Source organism: Photobacterium halotolerans DSM 18316 (genome assembly GCF_000425165.1).
GTDB lineage: Bacteria > Pseudomonadota > Gammaproteobacteria > Enterobacterales > Vibrionaceae > Photobacterium > Photobacterium halotolerans.
On record NZ_KE384320.1, the window covers coordinates 252,678 to 274,767 of the forward strand.

The 22,090-nt window shown below is 52.9% G+C and carries 15 protein-coding genes and 1 pseudogene; 4 read left to right on the forward strand and 12 right to left on the reverse strand.

Going from position 1 to position 22,090, the window contains the following annotated elements:
* Positions 1 to 73: 73 nt before the first annotated feature.
* The 5 genes from ribBA to glyA all read right to left on the reverse strand — a co-directional run bounded on the left by ribBA (position 74) and on the right by glyA (position 4,951).
* On the reverse strand, positions 74 to 1,177 hold the full coding sequence (gene ribBA / locus H511_RS0114375) for a bifunctional 3,4-dihydroxy-2-butanone-4-phosphate synthase/GTP cyclohydrolase II (protein WP_027252930.1): 1,104 nt from the start codon (positions 1,175 to 1,177) through the stop codon (positions 74 to 76).
* Between the two features lie 59 nt (positions 1,178 to 1,236).
* Complete coding sequence (locus tag H511_RS0114380) at positions 1,237 to 1,899, reverse strand: riboflavin synthase (protein WP_027252931.1); 663 nt, start codon at positions 1,897 to 1,899, stop codon at positions 1,237 to 1,239.
* Between the two features lie 51 nt (positions 1,900 to 1,950).
* A complete protein-coding gene (ribD, locus tag H511_RS0114385; RefSeq protein WP_027252932.1) occupies positions 1,951 to 3,075 on the reverse strand; it encodes a bifunctional diaminohydroxyphosphoribosylaminopyrimidine deaminase/5-amino-6-(5-phosphoribosylamino)uracil reductase RibD in 1,125 nt (374 codons plus the stop codon).
* Between the two features lie 6 nt (positions 3,076 to 3,081).
* Positions 3,082 to 3,531: a transcriptional regulator NrdR gene (gene nrdR / locus H511_RS0114390; RefSeq protein WP_027252933.1), complete on the reverse strand. Its 450-nt coding sequence runs from the start codon at positions 3,529 to 3,531 to the stop codon at positions 3,082 to 3,084.
* 169 nt (positions 3,532 to 3,700) lie between these two features.
* On the reverse strand, positions 3,701 to 4,951 hold the full coding sequence (gene glyA, locus H511_RS0114395; RefSeq protein WP_027252934.1) for a serine hydroxymethyltransferase: 1,251 nt from the start codon (positions 4,949 to 4,951) through the stop codon (positions 3,701 to 3,703).
* A gap of 498 nt (positions 4,952 to 5,449) precedes the next feature.
* Here glyA and H511_RS0114400 point away from each other — a divergent pair, with 498 nt between their 5' ends.
* A complete protein-coding gene (locus tag H511_RS0114400; RefSeq protein WP_027252935.1) occupies positions 5,450 to 6,073 on the forward strand; it encodes a YitT family protein in 624 nt (207 codons plus the stop codon).
* Here the strand turns inward: H511_RS0114400 and H511_RS0114405 are convergent, their stop codons facing one another.
* From H511_RS0114405 to purL, 3 genes are all read right to left on the reverse strand, one after another.
* Positions 6,074 to 6,865, reverse strand: coding sequence for a hypothetical protein (locus H511_RS0114405; RefSeq protein ID WP_027252936.1), 792 nt, complete (start codon positions 6,863 to 6,865; stop codon positions 6,074 to 6,076).
* A gap of 241 nt (positions 6,866 to 7,106) precedes the next feature.
* Positions 7,107 to 7,445, reverse strand: coding sequence for a nitrogen regulatory protein P-II (glnB, locus tag H511_RS0114410; protein ID WP_027252937.1), 339 nt, complete (start codon positions 7,443 to 7,445; stop codon positions 7,107 to 7,109).
* A gap of 221 nt (positions 7,446 to 7,666) precedes the next feature.
* Positions 7,667 to 11,572: a phosphoribosylformylglycinamidine synthase gene (gene purL, locus H511_RS0114415; RefSeq protein WP_027252938.1), complete on the reverse strand. Its 3,906-nt coding sequence runs from the start codon at positions 11,570 to 11,572 to the stop codon at positions 7,667 to 7,669.
* A gap of 356 nt (positions 11,573 to 11,928) precedes the next feature.
* Here purL and mltF point away from each other — a divergent pair, with 356 nt between their 5' ends.
* On the forward strand, positions 11,929 to 13,470 hold the full coding sequence (gene mltF / locus H511_RS23490; protein ID WP_081669287.1) for a membrane-bound lytic murein transglycosylase MltF: 1,542 nt from the start codon (positions 11,929 to 11,931) through the stop codon (positions 13,468 to 13,470).
* A gap of 98 nt (positions 13,471 to 13,568) precedes the next feature.
* Here mltF and tadA read toward each other — a convergent pair whose 3' ends face one another.
* Positions 13,569 to 14,102 carry a tRNA adenosine(34) deaminase TadA gene (gene tadA, locus H511_RS0114425; protein WP_027252939.1) on the reverse strand — a complete coding sequence of 178 codons (534 nt, stop codon included), beginning with the start codon at positions 14,100 to 14,102 and terminating at the stop codon, positions 13,569 to 13,571.
* Between the two features lie 167 nt (positions 14,103 to 14,269).
* Here tadA and H511_RS0114430 point away from each other — a divergent pair, with 167 nt between their 5' ends.
* Positions 14,270 to 15,388, forward strand: a complete 1,119-nt coding sequence (locus tag H511_RS0114430) for an S-(hydroxymethyl)glutathione dehydrogenase/class III alcohol dehydrogenase (protein WP_036759705.1) — start codon at positions 14,270 to 14,272, stop codon at positions 15,386 to 15,388.
* Positions 15,389 to 15,431: 43 nt separating this feature from the next.
* Positions 15,432 to 15,929 (forward strand): annotated as a pseudogene (locus tag H511_RS24455) (alpha/beta hydrolase-fold protein); the annotation flags it as partial.
* 118 nt (positions 15,930 to 16,047) lie between these two features.
* Here H511_RS24455 and H511_RS0114440 read toward each other — a convergent pair.
* The 3 genes from H511_RS0114440 to guaB form a co-directional block, all read right to left on the reverse strand.
* Positions 16,048 to 18,765, reverse strand: a complete 2,718-nt coding sequence (locus H511_RS0114440; RefSeq protein ID WP_027252941.1) for an AAA domain-containing protein — start codon at positions 18,763 to 18,765, stop codon at positions 16,048 to 16,050.
* A gap of 72 nt (positions 18,766 to 18,837) precedes the next feature.
* Positions 18,838 to 20,415 carry a glutamine-hydrolyzing GMP synthase gene (gene guaA, locus H511_RS0114445; protein WP_027252942.1) on the reverse strand — a complete coding sequence of 526 codons (1,578 nt, stop codon included), beginning with the start codon at positions 20,413 to 20,415 and terminating at the stop codon, positions 18,838 to 18,840.
* 110 nt (positions 20,416 to 20,525) lie between these two features.
* A complete protein-coding gene (gene guaB / locus H511_RS0114450; RefSeq protein ID WP_027252943.1) occupies positions 20,526 to 21,992 on the reverse strand; it encodes an IMP dehydrogenase in 1,467 nt (488 codons plus the stop codon).
* Positions 21,993 to 22,090 lie beyond the last annotated feature (98 nt).

Below are 22,090 nucleotides of genomic sequence, written 5' to 3' on the forward strand. Positions count from 1 at the left end.
CTCCCGGTAGTGTTATGCGATCTCTATTCCGGATTAGGGATTAATAAAAACAGTGCGTTAGGGTCAAAAAACCTTAATCGCAAATATATTCCACCACTTCCAGTCCGAAACCGGACAGTGAGTGATATCGCTGATTGCTGGACGACAGCAGGCGCATTTTGCCCACACCTAAATCCGCCAGGATCTGCGAGCCGACTCCCACCTGACGCGACGGGTTCTTCGGATTCAGTTTCACGCCAGGCTGACCATCGGCCTGGGCTGCCAGATTCTTCACTTTGGTGATAATGCCTTCCTGGGTTTCATGACGATTGAGAATCACCATTACACCGCCTTCCTCTGCGATACGCTGCATAGCCATCGGCAAAGTCCACTGCGACGCCCCCGAGTGCAGAATATCTTTGAAGGTATCTTGCAGGTGAACCCGGACCAGCGTCGGATTCGATGGGCTCACGTCCCCTTTACGCAGGGCATGGTGAATTTGGTTGTCTATGGTATCGCGATAGGTGATCAGATCGAAATCACCAAATTCCGTTGGCAGACAGCATTCTGCCACACGCTCAATCGTGGTCTCGTTATTGTTACGGTATTCGATTAAATCTGCGATCGTACCCAGCTTGAGACCGTGCTCGGCGGCAAACACTTCCAGATCCGGGCGTCGTGCCATGGTGCCATCCGGATTGAGGATCTCAACAATCACACTGGATGGTTCAAGACCTGCCAGACGGGCAATGTCGCAACCCGCTTCAGTATGACCGGCGCGGGCAAGCACCCCGCCTTCCTGTGCCATCAGAGGGAAAATATGACCAGGCATGACAATATCGGCAGGAGACGCATCTTTCGCCACCGCCGCCTGTACCGTACGGGCACGATCCGCGGCGGAGATCCCTGTGGTCACGCCACTGGCGGCTTCAATCGACACAGTGAAATTGGTGCTGAACTGTTCCGCATTGTCCTGCACCATCAGTGGCAGTTTCAGTTGCTGACAACGGGCCTGTGTCAGTGTCAGACAGATCAGGCCACGGCCGTGGGTGGCCATAAAGTTGATCGCTTCAGGGGTGATTTTTTCCGCGGCAATGATCAGATCGCCTTCATTTTCCCTGTCTTCGTCATCCATCAGGATAACCAGTTTACCCTGACGTATGTCTTCAATGATGTCCTTCGCGCTACTCAACGCCATGTTGTATTCCCTCTACCCAAATGATTGTCGTAGTACTTAATCCTGCTCAGGCTGCATCATCAGCCCAGAAACCCGCTACGGGCCAGCAGCGCCATACTGAGCTCAGACGATGGCTCAGACTCAGCCGCTTTATCACCCAGCATCAGACGCTCCAGATAACGGGCAATTACGTCCACTTCAAGATTCACTTTACGGCCCGGCTTAAAGTGATCCATCGTGGTTTCCGATGCCGTGTGGGGCACAATCGTCAGTTTGAATGTCGCCCCCCGGACAGCGTTCACCGTCAGGCTGATCCCGTCAATCGCCACCGATCCTTTCTCGGCAATGTAACGGTCCAGGGTATCCGGTGCTTTGATCCAGAACTCAATCGCCCGTCCGGTCTGGCTGCGGGAAATGATCTCCCCGACATTATCAACGTGGCCGGAAACCATATGACCGCCAAAGCGGGTGGTCGGCAACATGGCTTTTTCCAGATTGACCAGCTGACCCGGGCTGTAATCGGTAAATGCGGTACGGTTCAGGGTTTCCAGCGACAGATCGGCGACATAGCCTTTGCCGGTCAGTTTCACCACGGTCAGACACACACCATTGGTCGCTATGCTGTCGCCCAGTTTGACATCCGATAAATCCAGCTTGCCGCTGTCGACAGTCACGGACACATCTTGTCCGGTTGGCGTGATGGCCGTAATCGTACCTACGGCTTCAATAATACCTGTAAACATTCTAATTTTTCCTTACCGGCACCTGTCGATGCCATACACAGACGTATTCTGTTACGCAGAGTGATCTATCGTGCCACGGATCCGAATATCAGTCCCGACCATACGCACATCGCTCAGCGTCACATCCGGTACCTGAGACATAGTCGTGAATTCTGCCAGATCCAGCAGACTGCGGCCATGGCTGCCCATGAGTTTGGGTGCCTGATAAAGAATAAACTCATCCACCAGCCCGGCATTGAGCAACGCGCCGGCCAGACTCGCACCCGCCTCTACCCAGAGATGGTTAATGTCTTGCGCCGCCAGGGCTTTCATCAGTGCCGTTAAGTCTAGCTGACCGTCCGGCTGAGCAGGGACCAGTAACTGCCGCACCTGTTCCGGCCATAGCGCCTGATCAGCCTGGGTTCTGGCCAGCAGCACTTTGCCCGGTAACGCGAATAAACGCTGTGACGGCAACAAGCGGTTCTGGCTGTCAATGATCACCCGCACCGGCTGACGTAACTCAGATTCCGGATAGTCAGACTGGGTGGCGGCCCCTAATTCCTGCCAGCGCACATTCAAGGACGGGTCATCGGCGAGCACCGTTGCGCTGGTTGACAGGATCGCCCCCGCCTGGGCGCGAAAACGCTGCACATCGGCACGGGCCTGAGGGCCGGTTATCCACTGGCTGACACCGTTGGCCAGCGCAGTTTTACCATCCAGGCTGGCCGCCAGCTTTAGCTGAACATAAGGCAGGCCGGTTTTCATTCGCTTGATAAAACCGGGATTCAATGACAGTGCATCGGCTTCAAGCAGACCCGTTTCAACGGCAATGCCCGCCTGTTTGAGCATCTCAACACCGCGTCCTGCCACTTGCGGATTAGGGTCAACCATGGCGCAGACAACCCGGGAAACGCCCGCTGCTATCAGGGCTTCGGCACAGGGCGGTGTACGGCCGTAATGGGAACAGGGTTCGAGGGTGACATAGGCCGTCGCCCCTTTAGCCTGCTCGCCGGCGGCACGCAAGGCAAACACTTCGGCATGCGGCTGGCCCGCGCGGTAATGGTAACCTTCGCCAATAATGGCGTTATCTTTGGCGATGACGCAGCCCACATTCGGATTCGGGGCGGTCGTGAAACGGCCGCGCCGGGCAAGGCTAACGGCTCGGCGCATCATGGCGTGATCAGTAGGCGTAAACATCTTGGTTTATTTTTCCAGTTTAGCTATGGCTTCGCCAAACTCGCGGAGATCGTCAAATGAACGGTAGACAGAAGCAAACCGGATGTAAGCCACTTTATCCAGCTCAATCAGGGCATCCATGACCAGATTACCAATCATGTCTGATTTCACTTCCCGCTCACCCGTTGCACGCAGACGAGATTTGATAGTGTTGATGGCGCGTTCAATGTCATCAGCGCTGACAGGCCGCTTTTCAAGCGCACGTTCTATACCGCCGCGCAGTTTCTCTTCGTTGAACGGCTCGCGGCTGCCATTGGTTTTGATGACATGCGGCATCACCAGCTCAGCGGTTTCGAAGGTCGTATAACGTTCACTGCACGCCAGACACTGACGACGTCGGCGAACCTGATGTCCATCAGCGACCAGACGGGAATCGATTACTTTGGTGTCATTAGCACCACAAAACGGACAATGCATCTTGCCTCCTCAATTTCGTCGCCTCAGTGTACCCCAAATCAACCGCTATGCGAGGACTTAGCCCATTATTTTTATCTGCAAAAACGGCATCCCAGGGATGCCGTTTAACAAGATAGACCAAAGAGCCGGTCCGTCTTTAATGGTGCTTACTGGCACCCATGATGCTGACTTACGCGTAAACCGGCAGGCGCTGGCAGATTTCCAGTACTTTGGCTTTGGTCGCTTCGATAACGGCCGGGTTGCCGATATTGTCCAGCACGTCACAAATCCAGTTCGCCAGTTCTTTGGCATCTTCGGTGTTGAAACCGCGGCGGGTAATCGCCGGTGTACCGATACGGATACCGGAAGTCACAAACGGGCTGCGCGGGTCGTTCGGCACACTGTTCTTGTTGACCGTAATGTTGGCCGCACCCAGCGCTGCATCGGCTTCTTTACCTGTGATGTTCTTGTCAATCAGATCAACCAGGAACAGGTGGTTTTCAGTGCCGCCGGAAACGATTTTGTAACCGCGCTCCAGGAACTGACTGACCATGGCTTTCGCGTTATCCACCACACGTTGCTGATACGCCTGGAACTCAGGCTCCATGGCTTCTTTGAATGCCACGGCTTTGGCTGCAATCACGTGCATCAGAGGACCGCCCTGACCACCAGGGAATACCGCAGAGTTCAGTTTCTTATACAGATCTTCACCCGCGTTCGACAGGATCAGACCGCCGCGAGGACCGGCCAGTGTTTTGTGGGTTGTGGTGGTGACCACGTGCGCGTGCGGCACAGGGTTAGGGTAAACACCTGCTGCAATCAGACCGGCTACGTGCGCCATATCCACGAAGAAGTAAGCCCCGACTTTGTCTGCGATTTCACGCATCCGCTTCCAGTCAACGATTTGCGAATAGGCGGAGAAACCACCGATGATCATTTTCGGCTTGTGCTCCAGTGCCAGCGCTTCGACTTCTGCGTAGTCAATCTGGCCGGCTTCATCAATGCCGTAAGGAATTACGTTGTACAGCTTACCGGAGAAGTTAACCGGTGAACCGTGAGTCAGGTGACCGCCGTGCGCCAGGCTCATGCCCAGAACGGTATCGCCGGCATTGAGCAGTGCCATGTATACAGCACTGTTGGCCTGAGAGCCTGAATGCGGCTGAACGTTGGCATACTCGGCACCAAACAGCTGGCAGGCACGGTCAATAGCCAGTTGCTCGGCTTTATCGACATACTCACAGCCGCCGTAATAGCGCTTGCCCGGGTAGCCTTCTGCATACTTGTTAGTCAGCTGTGAACCCTGCGCTTCCATTACACGCGGACTGGTGTAGTTTTCAGAAGCAATCAGCTCAATGTGCTCTTCCTGACGGGCAGTCTCTTCCTGGATGGCCGCAAATAGTTCTGCGTCATAATCAGCAATATTCATGTCACGCTTTAGCATCAGTCTCTCCTGACTCAGATAGTTCTCAAATTCGTTGACCTAAGTATCAGACAAGGCCAGACACTTAGGTCAACGCGGGATAATTGGCATTTTTCCTCATTCAGACAAAAAACACAACCCCAGTAACCACGGCAACGCAAACGTTTTCGTCACACCGAAAGATTAAGCCGCATTTTAGCGAATTTGCTCCCCCACAGGTAGCCCTTTTCTGGTTTTTTAACCGGTTTTTTTGTTCGATTTTTTCATTTGGCAGATGAATTTTTTTCACGTTGCTGCCAGTTTCCATTAAAAACGTGACAGAGAAACCGTGAATGCAACCATGAAGCGAAAATAATGATTTACAAAACAGTAAAGAATTCATTACAGGCGGTTTTTCTTTAAGTTAGATCACACTATTCATTTTTTAATTTCACTCTATATCATATCGCGCGCATTACCTTTCAGCATCAAGGCCACCCCGACTGGCAGGCTGTAAAGGAACCATTTTGGAGGTACAGATTGAAACACCGCGGTCACTCTCGCAAAGAAAACCTAATCGCTATTCTTACTGGTACATTCATCGTCGCGCAAGGCGTTTTTTTCTTACAGCAAGCCCACTTACTGACAGGTGGTACAACTGGCTTAGCACTTTTGCTTACCCATTTTGTTGATTTCAGTTTTGGCCAGCTGTATTTCGTCATGAATATTCCGTTTTACATTATGGCCTGGTGCCGGATGAACCGCCGTTTCGCGCTGTCCAGTATTTGCTGCGGCGCGTTAGTGTCTGTGATCACAGATAACCTGCATCACTTTGTTGAGATCAGTCAGTTCGATCCTGTGTACTGCGCCGTGATGGGAGGGATGCTGATGGGACTGGGGATGCTGATCCTGTTCAGGCATAACACCAGCCTGGGTGGTTTTAACGTACTGGTGCTGTATCTGCAGGAGAAATTCGGGGTGTCAGCCGGTAAGCTTCAGATGGGTATCGATATCAGTATTCTGATCTGTTCCTATGTCCTGATGACACCCACTATACTGATGCTGTCACTGCTTGGTGCCGTGATGCTCAATCTGGTACTGGCCATGAACCACAAACCTGGCCGCTACAATGACGGCAAGGCCGTGGCTGAAACCGCAGACTGATCACACAGCAACTGGCTCATGCAACAGTCCGGCATGGGCCAGTTTATCGAGCAATATTCCCCTCGCCTGGCGGCGTAAATCCCGGTCCAGCACGTTGATGTTCACCGGCACCGTAATTGTCTTCCCGGCGTCAATATCGATCTGAATCCTGAGCTGATTTTTCACTACCGCCACGGCAGACACCTGGGTGTAAGGCACCCGGTAGCAGCCCAGCCAGGGGTTAGGTGTGATGAATAAAGCCTGAGGGGTCACCATCAGGGCGGTTTTCTTTTTACCGGCCAGATTACGGACAAAAATCACCACCCCCGCCACCACAGCCAGTCCGCCAAAGGGAATGCCGACTATCATGGTCAGGATACCAATACCGCACAAACCGAAAGCCAGCGGATCTTCATCGCAAAAACCAAACTGCGGGTACTCAGGTTTCAGCTCGGGTTTGACTTCCTGCAACATCCGCAGCTCCCAGCGCTTACAGTCTGCCAGATAACAAATATGGAAATACAGGCCAAAGGGAAACAGGACGAAGGTTGTCAGCAAACTCAGGCATTTGCCGGTGAGCGGGCTTCGGGTCAGTAACCAGAGGCTCACGCCCTGAACCAGCACAGCAGCCGCAGCTGCCCAGGGCCAGAGTGACAGGATCTCCCGGTGCTCTTTGATAATGACAGCAACCATCCCGTTGGGGTTAACACTCAGATTATTCGTCAGTAGTGGTGATGCGATCAGTACCGCGACTGCCGTCGTCAGTACAGAGATGGCAAGCCCGCCACAAGTGGACAAAGACACGTGCTTCATGATGACTCTCCTTGAAGACACTGAAACAGAAGGACGACCAGACTGTTTTCAACGTCAGACACAGGCAACGTCAGCAAACAGGCAAAGTCAGATTGGCTAAGGCATCAATGCGGCAGGGAAAACTGGATATTAAATAATCAGATCGAGAATCAGAGATGGCTCCATAAAGCACAGCCCCGACACGAGGCCGAGGCTGCAAGGAGTAGCATAATGTTTGCGAAAACAATTCGTTACAGAGTAATCAGATCGCGTCTTCGTCTTCTTCACCGGTACGGATACGGACAACACGCTCAATATCAAACATGAAGATTTTACCGTCACCGATTTTACCGGTTTGCGCCGTTTCGATAATGGTGTCGACACATTGCTCGGCCACATCATCGGTCACCACGATTTCCAGTTTCACTTTAGGCAGAAAGTCCACCATGTATTCGGCACCGCGGTACAGTTCAGTGTGGCCTTTCTGACGACCGAAACCTTTCACTTCGGACACTGTCATACCCGTGATCCCCACCTCTGCCAGGGCCTCACGCACATCATCCAACTTGAATGGCTTTATAATGGCTTCGATTTTTTTCATATCACAATATCCTTTGCTCAGCGGGGGTCGATAAAACAGGGACCGTTTTCGACGCCGGAAAGGCCCCATTATCACCGATTTTTCATAGAAAACTCAACGGCTCCCTATAAACTTACACCATTTTCTGACTCGCCGGCGCCTGCTGTCAGCGCAGAAAAAAACCGCTGCAACATGCAGCGGTTTTCCTATCTTCAGCCACTCAGACATCAGACTGCGAAAGATTAGCCCAGATTGACACGCGCATTACGGAACATACGCATCCAAGGGCTGTTTTCGTTCCAGTCATCCGGATGCCAGGAGTTCGCCACAGTGCGGAACACACGCTCCGGGTGAGGCATCATGATAGTCACCCGGCCGTCCTGGGTTGTCAGGCCGGTAATGCCGTTAGGGGAACCATTCGGGTTGGCCGGATAGTTCTGGGTGACATTGCCGTAGTTATCAAGGAAACGCAGCGCAACCGTCCCTGACTGCTCAATGGCCGACAGATGCTCCGCATTACGCACTTCCACGCGACCTTCACCGTGCGACACCGCGATTGGCATCCGCGAACCGGCCATGCCGTTCAGGAACAGTGAATCGCTCTGCTGCACTTCGACCAGGCTGAAACGGGCTTCGAAACGCTCCGATTCGTTGCGCACGAAGCGCGGCCACAGTTCAGCACCCGGGATCAGGTCACGCAGATTCGACATCATCTGACAACCGTTACACACGCCCAGCGCGAAGGTGCTGTCACGGTGGAAGAAACGCTCGAACTGATCACGGGCCATGTTATTAAACAGCACTGACTTGGCCCAGCCTTCACCGGCACCCAGTACGTCACCGTACGAGAAACCGCCGCAGGCCACCAGACCATTGAAACCATCCAGTTCCACACGACCGGACAGAATGTCGCTCATGTGAACATCGCGGGCATCAAAACCAGCACGATCGAAGGCGGCTGCCATCTCAACGTGGGAGTTTACCCCCTGCTCGCGCAGGATGGCCATCTTAGGACGGGCCCCGGTAGCGATAAATGGCGCGGCCACATCTTCGTTGATATCAAAGCTCAGCGAAGCACTCAGACCCGGATCCTGGCTGTCTTTCTTGGCCTCAAATTCCTGCAGCGCGCCCGCCGGATTATCACGCATCGCCTGCATCTGATAGGTGGTTTCCGCCCAGATAGCACGCAATTCAGTGCGGTTTTGATCCAGCACCAGATCGTTCCCGTTCCAGATGCGCACCACGTCTTCGTCAACCACAGTTCCAATCACATGACTGCACGATGCCAGACCGTGTTTTGCCAGCTCGTTTTCAACCAGTGCCAGATCGTCAGTCCGCACTTGCAGCACAGCACCCAGCTCTTCGTTGAACAGCATAGCCAGTACATCGTCACAGCTGTCGCCGTCTGTGGTGTTGATATCCACTTCAACACCGGTATGACCGGCAAAGGCCATTTCAGCCAGCGTCACATACAGGCCGCCGTCACCACGGTCATGGTAAGCCAGCAGTTTTTCGTCCCGCACCAGTTTTTGTACTGCGTGGAAGAAGCCTTTCAGCAGTTCAGGGCTGTCAACGTCCGCAGGCTTATCACCCAGCTGTTTATAAACCTGTGCCAGTGCTGTCGCGCCCAGGCGGTTCTTACCGCAGCCGAGATCGATCAGGATCAGGCTGGAGTCGCCTTTATCGGTACGCAGCTGAGGGGTCACGGTTTTACGTACATCTTCCACGCGACCAAAGGCCGTGATCACCAGAGACAGCGGAGAAGTGACTTCTTTCTCTTCGCCGTTCTCCTGCCACTTGGTCTTCATCGACATGGAGTCTTTACCCACCGGAATGGTCAGGCCCAGCGCCGGACACAACTCCTCGCCCACCGCTTTAACGGCTTCGTACAGACCGGCATCCTCACCCGGGTGACCGGCTGGTGACATCCAGTTGGCCGACAGTTTAATCCGTTTCAGATCGCCGATATCGGCACTGGCAATGTTAGTGATCGCTTCACCGACAGCCAGACGGGAAGAAGCGGCAAAGTCCAGCAACGCCACAGGGGTACGCTCACCCATAGACATGGCTTCACCATGATAGGTGTCATAACTGGCTGCGGTGACCGCACAGTTGGCAACCGGTACCTGCCAGGGACCGACCATCTGATCGCGGGCAACCAGACCGGTCACCGTGCGGTCACCTATGGTGATCAGGAAGGTTTTCTCGGCAACGGCTGGCAGACGCAATACACGATGGCTTGCTTCTGTCAGTTCGATTCCGTCACGGTTAATCGCACTGCCCTGCACCTTCTGCGTGGTCACATCACGGTGCATTTTCGGTGGCTTGCCCAGCAGAATGTCCAGCGGCATATCAATAGGCGTGTTATCAAAATGGCTGTCATCCAGCGTCAGATGACGCTCTTCCGTTGCCTCGCCCACCACAGCGTACGGTGCACGCTCACGCTGACAGATAGCATCAAAGACAGCCATATGCTCAGGGGCAACGGCCAGAACGTAACGCTCCTGGGATTCATTACACCAGATTTCCAGCGGGCTCATACCAGGTTCGTCGTTAGGAACATCACGCAGCTGGAACTTACCGCCGCGCTCGCCATCGTTCACCAGCTCAGGCAGGGCATTGGAAATACCGCCAGCACCGACATCGTGGATAAAGGCAATCGGGTTGTCATCACCCAGCTGCCAGCAGCGGTCGATCACTTCCTGACAACGGCGTTCCATTTCCGGGTTTTCACGCTGTACCGAGGCAAAATCCAGATTTTCAGCCGACTGGCCGGAAGCCATAGAAGAAGCCGCGCCGCCGCCCAGACCGATATTCATTGCCGGGCCACCCAGCACGATCAGCTTGGCGCCAACCGGAATCTCTTTCTTCTGCACATGATCTTCACGGATGTTGCCCATACCGCCGGCAATCATGATCGGCTTATGGTAACCGCGAATTTCTTCGCCATTGTGGGAAGTGACTTTTTCTTCATACGTCCGGAAGTAACCCAGCAGGTTAGGACGGCCGAACTCGTTATTAAATGCCGCGCCACCGAGCGGGCCTTCCAGCATGATATCCAGCGCAGTCACGATGCGGCCAGGCTTACCAAAATCCGTTTCCCACGGCTGCTCAAAACCCGGCACACGCAGGTTAGAGACAGTAAAGCCCACCAGACCGGCTTTGGGCTTACCGCCGATCCCTGTGGCGCCTTCATCACGAATTTCACCGCCGGAGCCGGTCGATGCACCCGGCCAGGGTGAAATCGCCGTCGGGTGGTTGTGGGTTTCCACTTTCATCAGGATATGTGCCGCTTCCTGATGGTAGTTGTACTGGCGGTTTTCCGCATCCGGGAAGAAACGCCCTACCTCAGAGCCGGTCATCACAGCAGCGTTATCTTTATAGGCCGACAGCACATACTCGCTGTTCTGCTCATAGGTGTTCTTGATCATCTTGAACAGTGACTTTTCCTGATCGACACCGTCGATCGTCCAGTCAGCGTTGAAGATTTTATGACGGCAGTGCTCAGAGTTTGCCTGGGCAAACATCATCAGCTCAATGTCGTTCGGGTTGCGACCCAGCTTGGTAAAGTTCTCAACCAGATAATCAATTTCGTCCTCGGCCAGTGCCAGGCCCAGTGCGATATTGGCTTCTTCCAGCGCGCGGCGACCGCCGGCCAGAATATCCACGCTCTGCAGCGGTGCCGGCTCGGCATGACGGAACAGGGCTTCAGCCTGAGCAACATCGTCAAAGACGACTTCCATCATACGATCATGCAGCAGCCCTTTAAGCACAGACAGCTGGTCTTGGCTCAGCACAGCACTGGTTTCGACATAGTATGCCGTACCGCGCTCAAGGCGTTTGATTTGCTCCAGACCGCAGTTATGGGCGATATCTGTTGCTTTGGAAGACCAGGGAGAAATGGTGCCGGGACGCGGAGTGACCAGGAACAAGCTACCCGTAGGTTCATGTTCGGCAATCGTAGGGCCATAGGTGAGCAGGCTGGTCAGCGTGCCCAGCGCTTCGCTGTTAAGCGGCGTTGCCAGCTCAGCAAAGTGCATGTATTCGGCGTAGATGCCGGTGACAGGCAGACCGGACTCTTGGCAACGCGCTAGCAGCTTGTTGACACGAAACTCAGACAGTGCGGGTGAACCACGCAAAATTTCCATGTGCGTACGACTCTCGATTAGCAGTTGAATGAAGGTGATATTGGCCTGCTCCCCAGCCGGGAATCACGTCAATGTCACCTTGTTCAGCGCCCTTTTTTCTCACTTGTCCGGGAGGAAAAATTACGATGGGCGATAGTATAAGGGAAAACACAGTGTGACGTAACACCTGACGCAACCGTTTGCGCTATTTTTTTTCAATCCGGCCGATATCCACAGCGATCTTTGACTACCAGCCCAAAATCGGACATTTTTTCACCTAAATCCAGACCGCCGGATAAGATCAAAGGGGGTCGGCTTTGTCCTGAATGCGACCTTTGGTATAAAGAACGACTGAATGAATAAATGAGCATGCATTATTGAGACGAGTAGTTTTTGCCACTAATCTCCGCGCCTTTGTCGCCATTCTACTGACAGCATTCACATTATCTGGCTGTCAGTGGGAAAGCGACACCCGCACTGAGCTGGAGCGGATACGCGACAGTGGCGTTTTGCGCATTGGCACACTGAATAACCAGATTTCCTACTATATAGGTCCGGACGGCCCTACCGGGCTGGATTATGACCTTGCGCAGCGCTTCGCTGACAAACTGGGTGTAAAGCTGGAAATGCAGCCTTTATTCTCCTTATCCGGCCTGTTTCCGGCATTGAAACGGGGCGATGTCGATCTGCTTGCTGCCGGCCTGACCATGACACCGGAGCGTGTGCGCACGTTCCGGGCGGCGCCGGCCTATTACTATGCCAGCCAGATCCTGGTGTACAAGAAAGGCCAGTGGCGGCCACGTGATCTCGCCGATCTGTCTCAGAACAAAGGGTCTCTGACCGTCGTTCGCGACTCCAGTCATGAGAAGACACTGGATATGGTCAAAAAAGACCACCCGACCCTGGCCTGGCATGCCATTGATGAAATTGACAGCGAGGAGTTGCTGCGCCAGGTCGCCATCGGTGAGCTGGATTATACCGTCGCCGATTCAGTCGATGTTGCTCTCAGCCAGCGTATTCATCCCGATATTGCTGTGGCCCTTGAGCTGACCGATGACGAACCCATCGGCTGGTTCATGGAACAGAGCAATGACGATAGCCTTTATGCGCTGCTGATTGAGTTTTTCGGCGAACTGAAACAAAGCGGCGAACTCGCCAAACTGGAAGAAAAATATTTCGGCCATGTCGATCAGTTCGACTATGTCGATACACGCGCGTTCTTAAGGGCACTGGAAACCAAGCTCCCACGCTGGGAAGGCACGTTTAAGCAGTACGCCAGTGAATTTGACTGGCGCTTACTGGCTGCGCTGTCTTATCAGGAATCGCACTGGAACCCCAGAGCCGTTTCACCCACAGGGGTGCGGGGAATGATGATGCTGACGCTGCCGACGGCCAAATCGGTCGGGGTCCAGAACCGGCTGGATCCGGAGCAGAGTATCCGCGGCGGCACTGAGTATCTGAGAAAAATGGTTGCCCGGGTGCCCGACAGTATCGAAGAGCATGAAAAGGTATGGTTTGCCCTGGCCTCTTACAATGTCGGCTTCGGCCATATGATGGATGCCCGCCGCCTGACCAAAAAGCAGGGCGGTAACCCGGATGCCTGGAGTGATGTCAAACAGCGTCTGCCGCTGTTGCGGCAACGTAAATACTACCGGCAAACCCGCTATGGTTATGCCCGTGGCGATGAAGCGCTGCTGTATGTGGAAAACATCCGCCGCTACTATCAGAGCATCATAGGCTACGAGCAGGCACACAGCCAGCCGGTGAACAGCGAGGGGATCCGTCTGGTTGATGACTGGCAGACAATTACGCCGGCCGAGCTGGAAGGCAAGGCAAATAATACTGTTAGCGACACCGCCGAACAGACGCTGGATGAAGTGCTGGATAAGACCAAAGCCAACAAAAGCGTGAGCCGCTGATCCTTTCAGCGGCTGATCGTTGCGGAAGAAGGCGCGTCACTGCGATACAGCAAGTGGCAGTATGAAATAAACGGGTAGCAGGCATTGCCACCCGTTTTTTACTGGTCTTTTTTGTGGCTGTCTTGTGTGACGGATGGCTGAGCGGCCTGCTGCCTCAGGGCTTTTTTCTCGGCACGGCGGCGTTTAAAAAAAGCCTGCAGCTGCTGGCGGCATTCGGCATCGAGCACCCCGCCCTGAAACGCCACATGGTGATTCACCCCTGAATAACTGAGCAGGTTCATCACGCTGCCCGCGGCACCGGTTTTCGGATCCGGCGCACCGAACACGACCCGGCCGATGCGGCTGTGCACCATGGCCGCGGCGCACATAGGGCAAGGTTCCAGGGTGACATACAGCACCACATCCAGCAGGCGGTAATTGCGGCATACTTTTCCGGCCTGACGCAGCGCCATGATTTCTGCGTGTGCCGTGGCATCATGCTGGCCGATGGAACGGTTCCAGCCTTCACCGATCACCCGGCCATTGAGTACAGCAACGGCGCCAACAGGAACTTCACCTTCGGCTTCCGCCAGGCTTGCCAGTTCAATGGCACGCCGCATAAAAAATTCATCCTGACTGTTGATGTCACTCACCACGGGTCTCTGATCTCACAAGGTTTGGGCGGAGGATTATAAGCCAAGCGCCGCCGCCTCTCCAGTGCCTCGGTGTCATGATGACAGCGACCCGCCCCGCAGTGGGCACAATGGCTAAATCTCTCCTACTTTATAGGAATAGTTACCGCTGCTGAGAGACCACCATCATGGACACTATTAAATCCCGGGCCGCCATCGCCTGGGGACCGAATCAGCCCCTGACGATAGAAGAAGTCGATGTCCAGCTCCCCAAAGCCGGTGAGGTACTGGTGCGTATCGTCGCCTCTGGCGTCTGCCATACCGATGCGTTCACCTTGTCGGGAGAGGATCCGGAAGGGATCTTTCCCGCCATTCTCGGCCACGAAGGGGGCGGCATTGTTGAGAAAGTCGGGGCCGGGGTCACCACAGTACAAGTGGGCGACCATGTTATCCCTCTCTACACCCCGGAATGCGGGGAGTGTAAATTCTGTCTGTCGGGCAAAACCAATCTGTGCCAGAAAATTCGCGACACCCAGGGCAGAGGGCTGATGCCGGACGGCACCACACGTTTCTCCCTAAATGGCGAGCCGATTTATCACTACATGGGCTGCTCAACCTTCTCTGAATACACTGTGCTGCCTGAAATCTCGGTAGCGAAAGTGAATCCGGCCGCCCCGCTGGAAGAAATCTGCCTGCTCGGCTGCGGGGTCACAACCGGGATGGGGGCCGTGCTCAATACAGCGAAAGTGCACAAAGGCAATACAGTCGCCATTTTCGGCTTAGGCGGCATTGGCCTGTCCGCCATCATAGGCGCCACCATGGCCGGGGCATCCCGCATTATTGGTATTGATATCAATGAGCATAAGTTCGCTCTGGCCAAAAAACTGGGCGCTACCGACTGTGTGAATCCCAAGGATCACGACAAGCCGATCCAGGAGGTCATCATTGAGATGACAGATGGCGGCGTCGATTTTTCTTTTGAGTGTATCGGCAATGTCAACGTCATGCGCTCAGCACTGGAGTGCTGCCACAAGGGCTGGGGTGAGTCGGTTATCATCGGCGTTGCCGGTGCGGGCCAGGAAATCTCCACCCGGCCTTTTCAGCTGGTCACAGGACGGGTCTGGCGCGGCACCGCCTTTGGCGGCGTCAAAGGCCGTACCCAGCTGCCCGATATCGTAGAGCGTTACCTTCAGGGTGAATTTCAGCTGCACGATTTCATCACACATACCATGCCGCTGGATGATATCAACCAGGCCTTTGAGCTGATGCATCAGGGTAAGAGCATACGCTCTGTGATTCACTACTGAACCGGAACGATGGCTTGAAGCTGGATAATGTCAGTAAGAACGTTTTGGTGGCTGGCATCAGCAATGGTGTCATCGTTCCGATGTTCTGAATTGCACTATACGTTTTGCTGTTTTCTGCCTCCTCAGGTTGATGAGGGAGAACAAGTCCCTGTGCTGTAATGGTTGTCGGGGCTGACCTGCACCGATGACAACTTCATGCAAAAAGCAGGTGCGCTGCGCCTTGCCGCGGAACTGGGGAGCGCCATTGTGACACCAGACAGCTTGTCCCTGGGGACAAAAAGCGTTTGCAAATTATCTTGGCCCTGACGACGGAACGCACTGGCAGCACTATGATACCTGCGAGCTGCTGGCGTTAAGTGCCCCGTCCATGCCGGTGTTGAACGATCAAGACACCGACGATTACTTTTTCTCAGCAAACAGCTCAAACCCGGCGCTTTACCGGATCAATTTACGTATGCAGCTCGGTTATGACCACAGTTATTATTTCCTTGCCAGCTTCATTGATGAACACCTCGGGTTTCACTCTCAGTATCTGAAATAGCAAAAAGGGGAAAAAAGAAAAGCCACCTTCATCAAATCATTATTACCAAGCTGAACGATAAAATTTTCCCACTCAATTATCACCCAGGATTGACAGCATGTATTTTTCTGTGGCGAAATCACCAACCATTACCCTCAAACGACGAAACCCCGCTTGCCCACCGAGCTAAAAACTCCTCAACTTTTACTTCAATATGACTCTCAACGGTTCGTAATCGGAGCAAAGGGATTTCACTTTTTCTCAGAATGCTATTTTTCAATGCATCCCTCTCGGCCTGCCGCGCTGTGTCATGATATCCGCCATCAACCTCAATCACGGCCAGCGGCATTTTTCCCACTTTAAAATAGAACACAAAATCACAACTGGCACGGTTTCTCATAAAGTCCCGCTCCCGCGGTGTCAATGCCTCGTTGGCCAAGGAAGCCAATTGGATAAGAGCAATCTGTGAGTGGAACGTCATCGCCCTATATGCCTCTCGGGACAGTACATCACGTAATATCTGCGCCACGATCTGCTCAGATTTGTATTGCGAATCGCTTGACCTCAATCTGGCATTGAGCCTTTCCAGTGATTGATCATATTCCTTATAAAGTAAATCGAACGCCGATACGACAGGGGCACGATGGATCTGCTTCTCATCCGCGTAGTACTCAATGTATCGCACCAGCGCGGCAATATGCCCGTTGTTCGCTGAAAAAACATCATCACCCGTCACAAGAGTGAATGTATTCTTGGCCCTCGATACCGCAACATTGACCATGAAGGGATCATCCACGAAACTCAAACTTCTCTGGCTACCTTTCTTATCCAACACAGTGGAAAATACAATCTCATCGCATTCCCTCCCCTGAAACTTGTGCACAGTATCCTTGACAAAATCAGCTGGTAAATGAGTGCAAGAAAGCCTGATCTGTGCATTATAAGGGGCAATGAATCCCCTACTATTCTCGTCATCCCAACCACTTTCTCCATCCCATTTGAGTGTCTCAAGTAACGAATCCAACTCTCTCCTATTCGAGTTATCTCGTGTATGGTTTCCTTTGGCGGTAACCAACAGCTTCAACGATTTTTCACCAGCGTCTTTTGTCATCGGAATAAGTTGGTTGTCGTAAAACTGCTGGTTGCAGAATTGGATAATTCTGGGGTGACACCTGTAGTGCTCTTTCAATAGCGTCATCGGTATCGAATCATTGAAAACTCCAACGCATGAATCAAGCAAACTGTATTTCTCGCAATCGTAGAATTCAGCTGGCGGGACGATAGCCTGTTTCGTCGGAATGTGTGGGAGTTGCTTTCTGTCACCGACTATAATCAGGTTTCTGGCGCAGCCCAGCGCCAGTACCCCAGGAACAATGTCCTGCTGTGAGGCTTCATCAATGATCACATAGTCGAGAATTGCACCCTTGCCAATTGAGTTGATAATGGAGTGCGTGCTGCTACCAATAATCGGAAAACGTTGTACAAATTCATCAAATTTATTGCGATAACTATTCGAACCGAATGCATTCTGAGCAGGGAGATGCTGATGAAGATAACTTTTAAGATATAGCATCGACCCGGCCACCAGATCATCCAGCTGTGCCTTGAAGTTACCATGCTCCAACACTTCCCGGTAGGTGACTAACTCTGATTCCTTATCCCGCAGCACTTTCTCGTAATAGTGAAGCTGCAAGGCATAGATCACTGACTTGCGCTTTTCCCAGTCATTGAACGGATTCGTACGCAGGATCTTGAAGTTGAACAGCAACTCGATCCTGTCTTTGAATCTGATGCGATTCTCGGAAAGATGAGCCAAATACGCCATCAGGTCCAATGATTTTAGTGGAGACAGTCTGTACTTATCCAAAGAGACAGGCCCCACCTTTATATTTTCGCGGTACCATTGCAGCAGATAGCGATGCTCTATGGTCAATTCGTCAATCTCGGCCTGTAGCCGCGCCACCTCGTTCTGAGCATGAAGATGCAACTTCAGCGTCTGCAGAACAGCTTGAATTTGTTCCACAGAAGGTGCAAGCGCAGGGGGATCTGATGGCATGGCAGGTAAATTACCAAAAAAGTCCTCTCTATTATCCGCACTGCCTAGCTTTGCAAACAGATAACCCAGCCCAGCCTTATCTAATTTTTCATAAACATTTTCCACTGCGGAGTTGTTATTAGACAGAATGGCAACGGTATTTCCACGCAACACAATGTTGGCGATGATATTCAATATCGTCTGAGTCTTACCCGTACCAGGGGGCCCTTCGATCAGACTGATTTGCGAGGTGAAAGCTTGCTCAACTGCTTTTAGCTGGCTTTCGTTGACACCAAAAGGGTAAATGAAATTTATTGCCTGCTTCCGCGCACGGTTCTGTCCAGTGCAGTAAGCGTGCAGCGCGGTGTCCTCGTGAGGAAGTGCAGCTTTCAGTTGACGCAGCACATTTTCAGCTATCGGCTTGTCTTTCGGCTTCGCCCGATCTACGCGGGAATTTGCCACGCGGACAAAATAGTTAAATACTGACTCATTCTTCATCGTCGTTTCAGGACTGAAGGAAATACCATTTACGTTCATTACGTAGATTTTTTGACTTCCACGATACTGAATGGCCGCATACTTCCCGCCATAGATTTCCATTCTATCGACGGCACTGAAGCTTTTTCCCCCATCTTTAGAGAGGAGCTGTCCTTGTACTATCTCTGTGGGTTCAATTTTGCAATTACTGAGCGGCCTGCTGTAAGACTTGCCGGATGGAAAGTAGCAAGTCAACATCAACTCTCCCCCATGCTCCCCCCACCATATCTTCCAATCACTAATTTGACTGGTTTTGTCGTCACCGTTCACACTGATCGAAACCATATATCCCTTATGCAAGATCACTCAACACAAAAAAGCCCGCTCATGCGGGCTTTAACTATAACCGAAAAGCGCTTATTCCCACTCAATCGTCGCTGGTGGTTTACCTGAGATGTCGTAAACCACGCGGGAGATACCGTCCACTTCGTTGATGATGCGGTTGGATACCTTGCCCAGGAAGTCGTATGGCAGGTGTGCCCAGTGTGCGGTCATGAAGTCGATGGTTTCTACCGCGCGCAGCGATACCACCCAGTCGTACTTACGGCCATCGCCCATTACACCGACAGAACGTACCGGCAGGAAGACAGTAAAGGCCTGAGAGACTTTGTTGTACAGATCCGCTTTGTGCAGCTCTTCAATGAAGATAGCATCCGCACGGCGCAGCAGGTCGCAGTATTCTTTCTTCACTTCGCCCAGTACACGCACACCCAGACCTGGTCCCGGGAACGGGTGGCGATACAGCATGTTGTACGGCAGACCCAGCTCCAGGCCGATTTTACGGACTTCGTCTTTGAACAGCTCTTTGAGCGGCTCAACCAGACCCATAGCCATATCTTCCGGCAAACCACCTACGTTGTGGTGCGACTTGATGACATGTGCTTTGCCGGTTTTCGACGCCGCAGATTCGATCACGTCCGGATAAATGGTGCCCTGTGCCAGCCACTTGGCGTTTTTCAGTTTCTTCGATTCTTCATCGAACACGTCAACGAACACGTGACCGATGATCTTACGCTTGGCTTCCGGATCCGCTTCGCCGGCCAGTGCCGACAGGAAACGCTCTTCGGCATTGACATGGACAATGTTCAGACCAAAGTGATCGCCGAACATTTCCATCACCTGCTCACCTTCGTTCAGACGCAGCAGACCGTTATCGACAAACACACAGGTCAGCTTGTCGCCGATGGCACGGTGGATCAGCATAGCCACAACCGATGAATCAACACCGCCGGACAGACCCAGGATCACTTCATCGTCACCCACCTGCTCCTTGATGCGGGCAATAGCGTCATCAATGATGGTGGAAGGCGTCCACAGCTTCTCGCAGCCACAGATGTTGAGAACAAAGTTTTCCAGCAGACGCAGGCCCTGACGGGTATGCGTCACTTCCGGGTGGAACTGCACACCGTAGAAGTGTTTCTCTTCGTTCGCCATCGCAGCGTACGGGCAGGTTTCAGTGGCGGCGACTTTCACGAAATCAGCAGGGATTTCGACTACTTTGTCACCGTGGCTCATCCAGACGTCCAGCAGGGCGTTACCGTCTTCTGCCACAGCGTCTTCAATATTTTTCAGCAGCGCCGTTGGCTCAATCACTTCAACCTGCGCATAACCAAACTCACGCACGTGAGAGCCGGCCACTTTTCCGCCCAGTTGCTCTGCCATGGTCTGCATGCCGTAACACACACCCAGAACAGGCACACCGGCTTCAAACACATACTGAGGAGCACGAGGTGAATTCTCTGCCGCAACACTCTCCGGACCACCAGACAGGATAATACCGTTAGGATTGAAATCGCGGATATCCGCCTCTTCCACATCCCAGCTCCACAGTTCGCAGTACACACCGATTTCACGGATACGACGCGCGATCAGCTGTGTATATTGGGAACCGAAGTCCAGGATAAGAATACGTTGATCATGAATATTTGTGGTCATTCGGGCAGTCTCAAATATCAATTGCAATCAAAAGGGGCGGCTCACCACCCCAGGAAAAATCGTCGGATTAACGCAGACCGGCTGCCTCAGCAACCGGTCCAGTCCGTGTGTTATGAGCCCATACGGTAGTTAGGCGCTTCTTTGGTGATAGTCACATCGTGAACGTGCGACTCTTGCATACCCGCACCTGAGATGCGGACAAATTCCGCTTTGGTGCGCAGGTCTTCAATCGTTGGCGAGCCGGTCAGGCCCATGCTTGAGCGCAGGCCGCCCATTTGCTGGTGTACGATTTCTTTCAGATGACCTTTATAAGCGACACGTCCTTCAATACCTTCAGGTACCAGCTTGTCAGCCGCATTGTCTGTCTGGAAGTAACGATCAGAAGATCCTTTAGACATCGCACCCAGAGAGCCCATACCACGGTATGATTTGTAGGCACGGCCCTGGTACAACTCGACTTCACCCGGCGCTTCATCAGTACCGGCAAACATAGAGCCGACCATAACGCAGGATGCGCCCGCCGCAATGGCTTTACACATGTCACCGGAGAAACGGATACCGCCGTCGGCAATCACAGGAATATCATATTCATTAGCAACAGCCGCTGCATCAGCAATTGCCGTAATTTGAGGTACACCCACGCCGGTTACGATACGGGTTGTACAGATCGAGCCCGGGCCAATACCCACTTTCACTGCACTGACACCGGCTTCGATCAGAGCACGCGCCCCTTCTGCCGTAGCAACATTACCGCCGACAATCGGCAGATCAGGGAAAGCCGCGCGGGTTTCGCGGATACGCTGCAGTACGCCTTCAGAGTGACCGTGAGACGAGTCAATCAGCAGTACATCGACACCGGCTTCTACCAGCGCTTTCACGCGCTCTTCGTTACCGGCACCTGCGCCAACAGCAGCACCCACACGCAAACGGCCCTGCTCATCTTTACAGGCATTCGGCTTACGTTCGGCTTTCTGGAAGTCTTTGGCAGTGATCATGCCTTTAAGCTGGAACTGGTCATTGACAACCAGTACTTTCTCGACGCGATGCGCTTGCATCACGGCTTCAACTTCTTCACGGGAAGCACCTTCCGTCACAGAGGCGAGACGCTCTTTCGATGTCATCACGCTTTCTACTTTCTGTGTCAGATCGGTCACGAAACGGATATCCCGGCCGGTAATAATACCCACCAGCGCGTGGTTGTCATCCACAACGGGGAAACCGGCAAAGCCGTTTTCTTCCGTCAGACGTTTCACATCAGAAATGGTTTGGTAAGGCTTCACCGTCACCGGTTCCTGCACGACACCGGCTTCAAATTTCTTCACCATGCGCACTTCACGTGCCTGTTGCTCAATTGACATATTCTTGTGAATAAAGCCAATTCCCCCTTCCTGGGCCAACGCAATTGCCAGTCGGCCTTCCGTTACTGTATCCATGGAGGCAGATACCATAGGGATATTCAGAGTAATGGTCTTGGTCAGACGGGTGCGCAGATCGGCAGTGTTAGGAAGAACAGTCGAATGTGCCGGAACTAGCAGGACATCGTCAAAGGTCAAAGCTTCTTGTTTGATACGTAACATCGCAATATCTCACACCATGTATGGTTTTAAAGAAGGGATAAAATATTGCGAACAAATTATACGTACGAAGCAAACGTTTGGCTAGAAAAAATTAAATC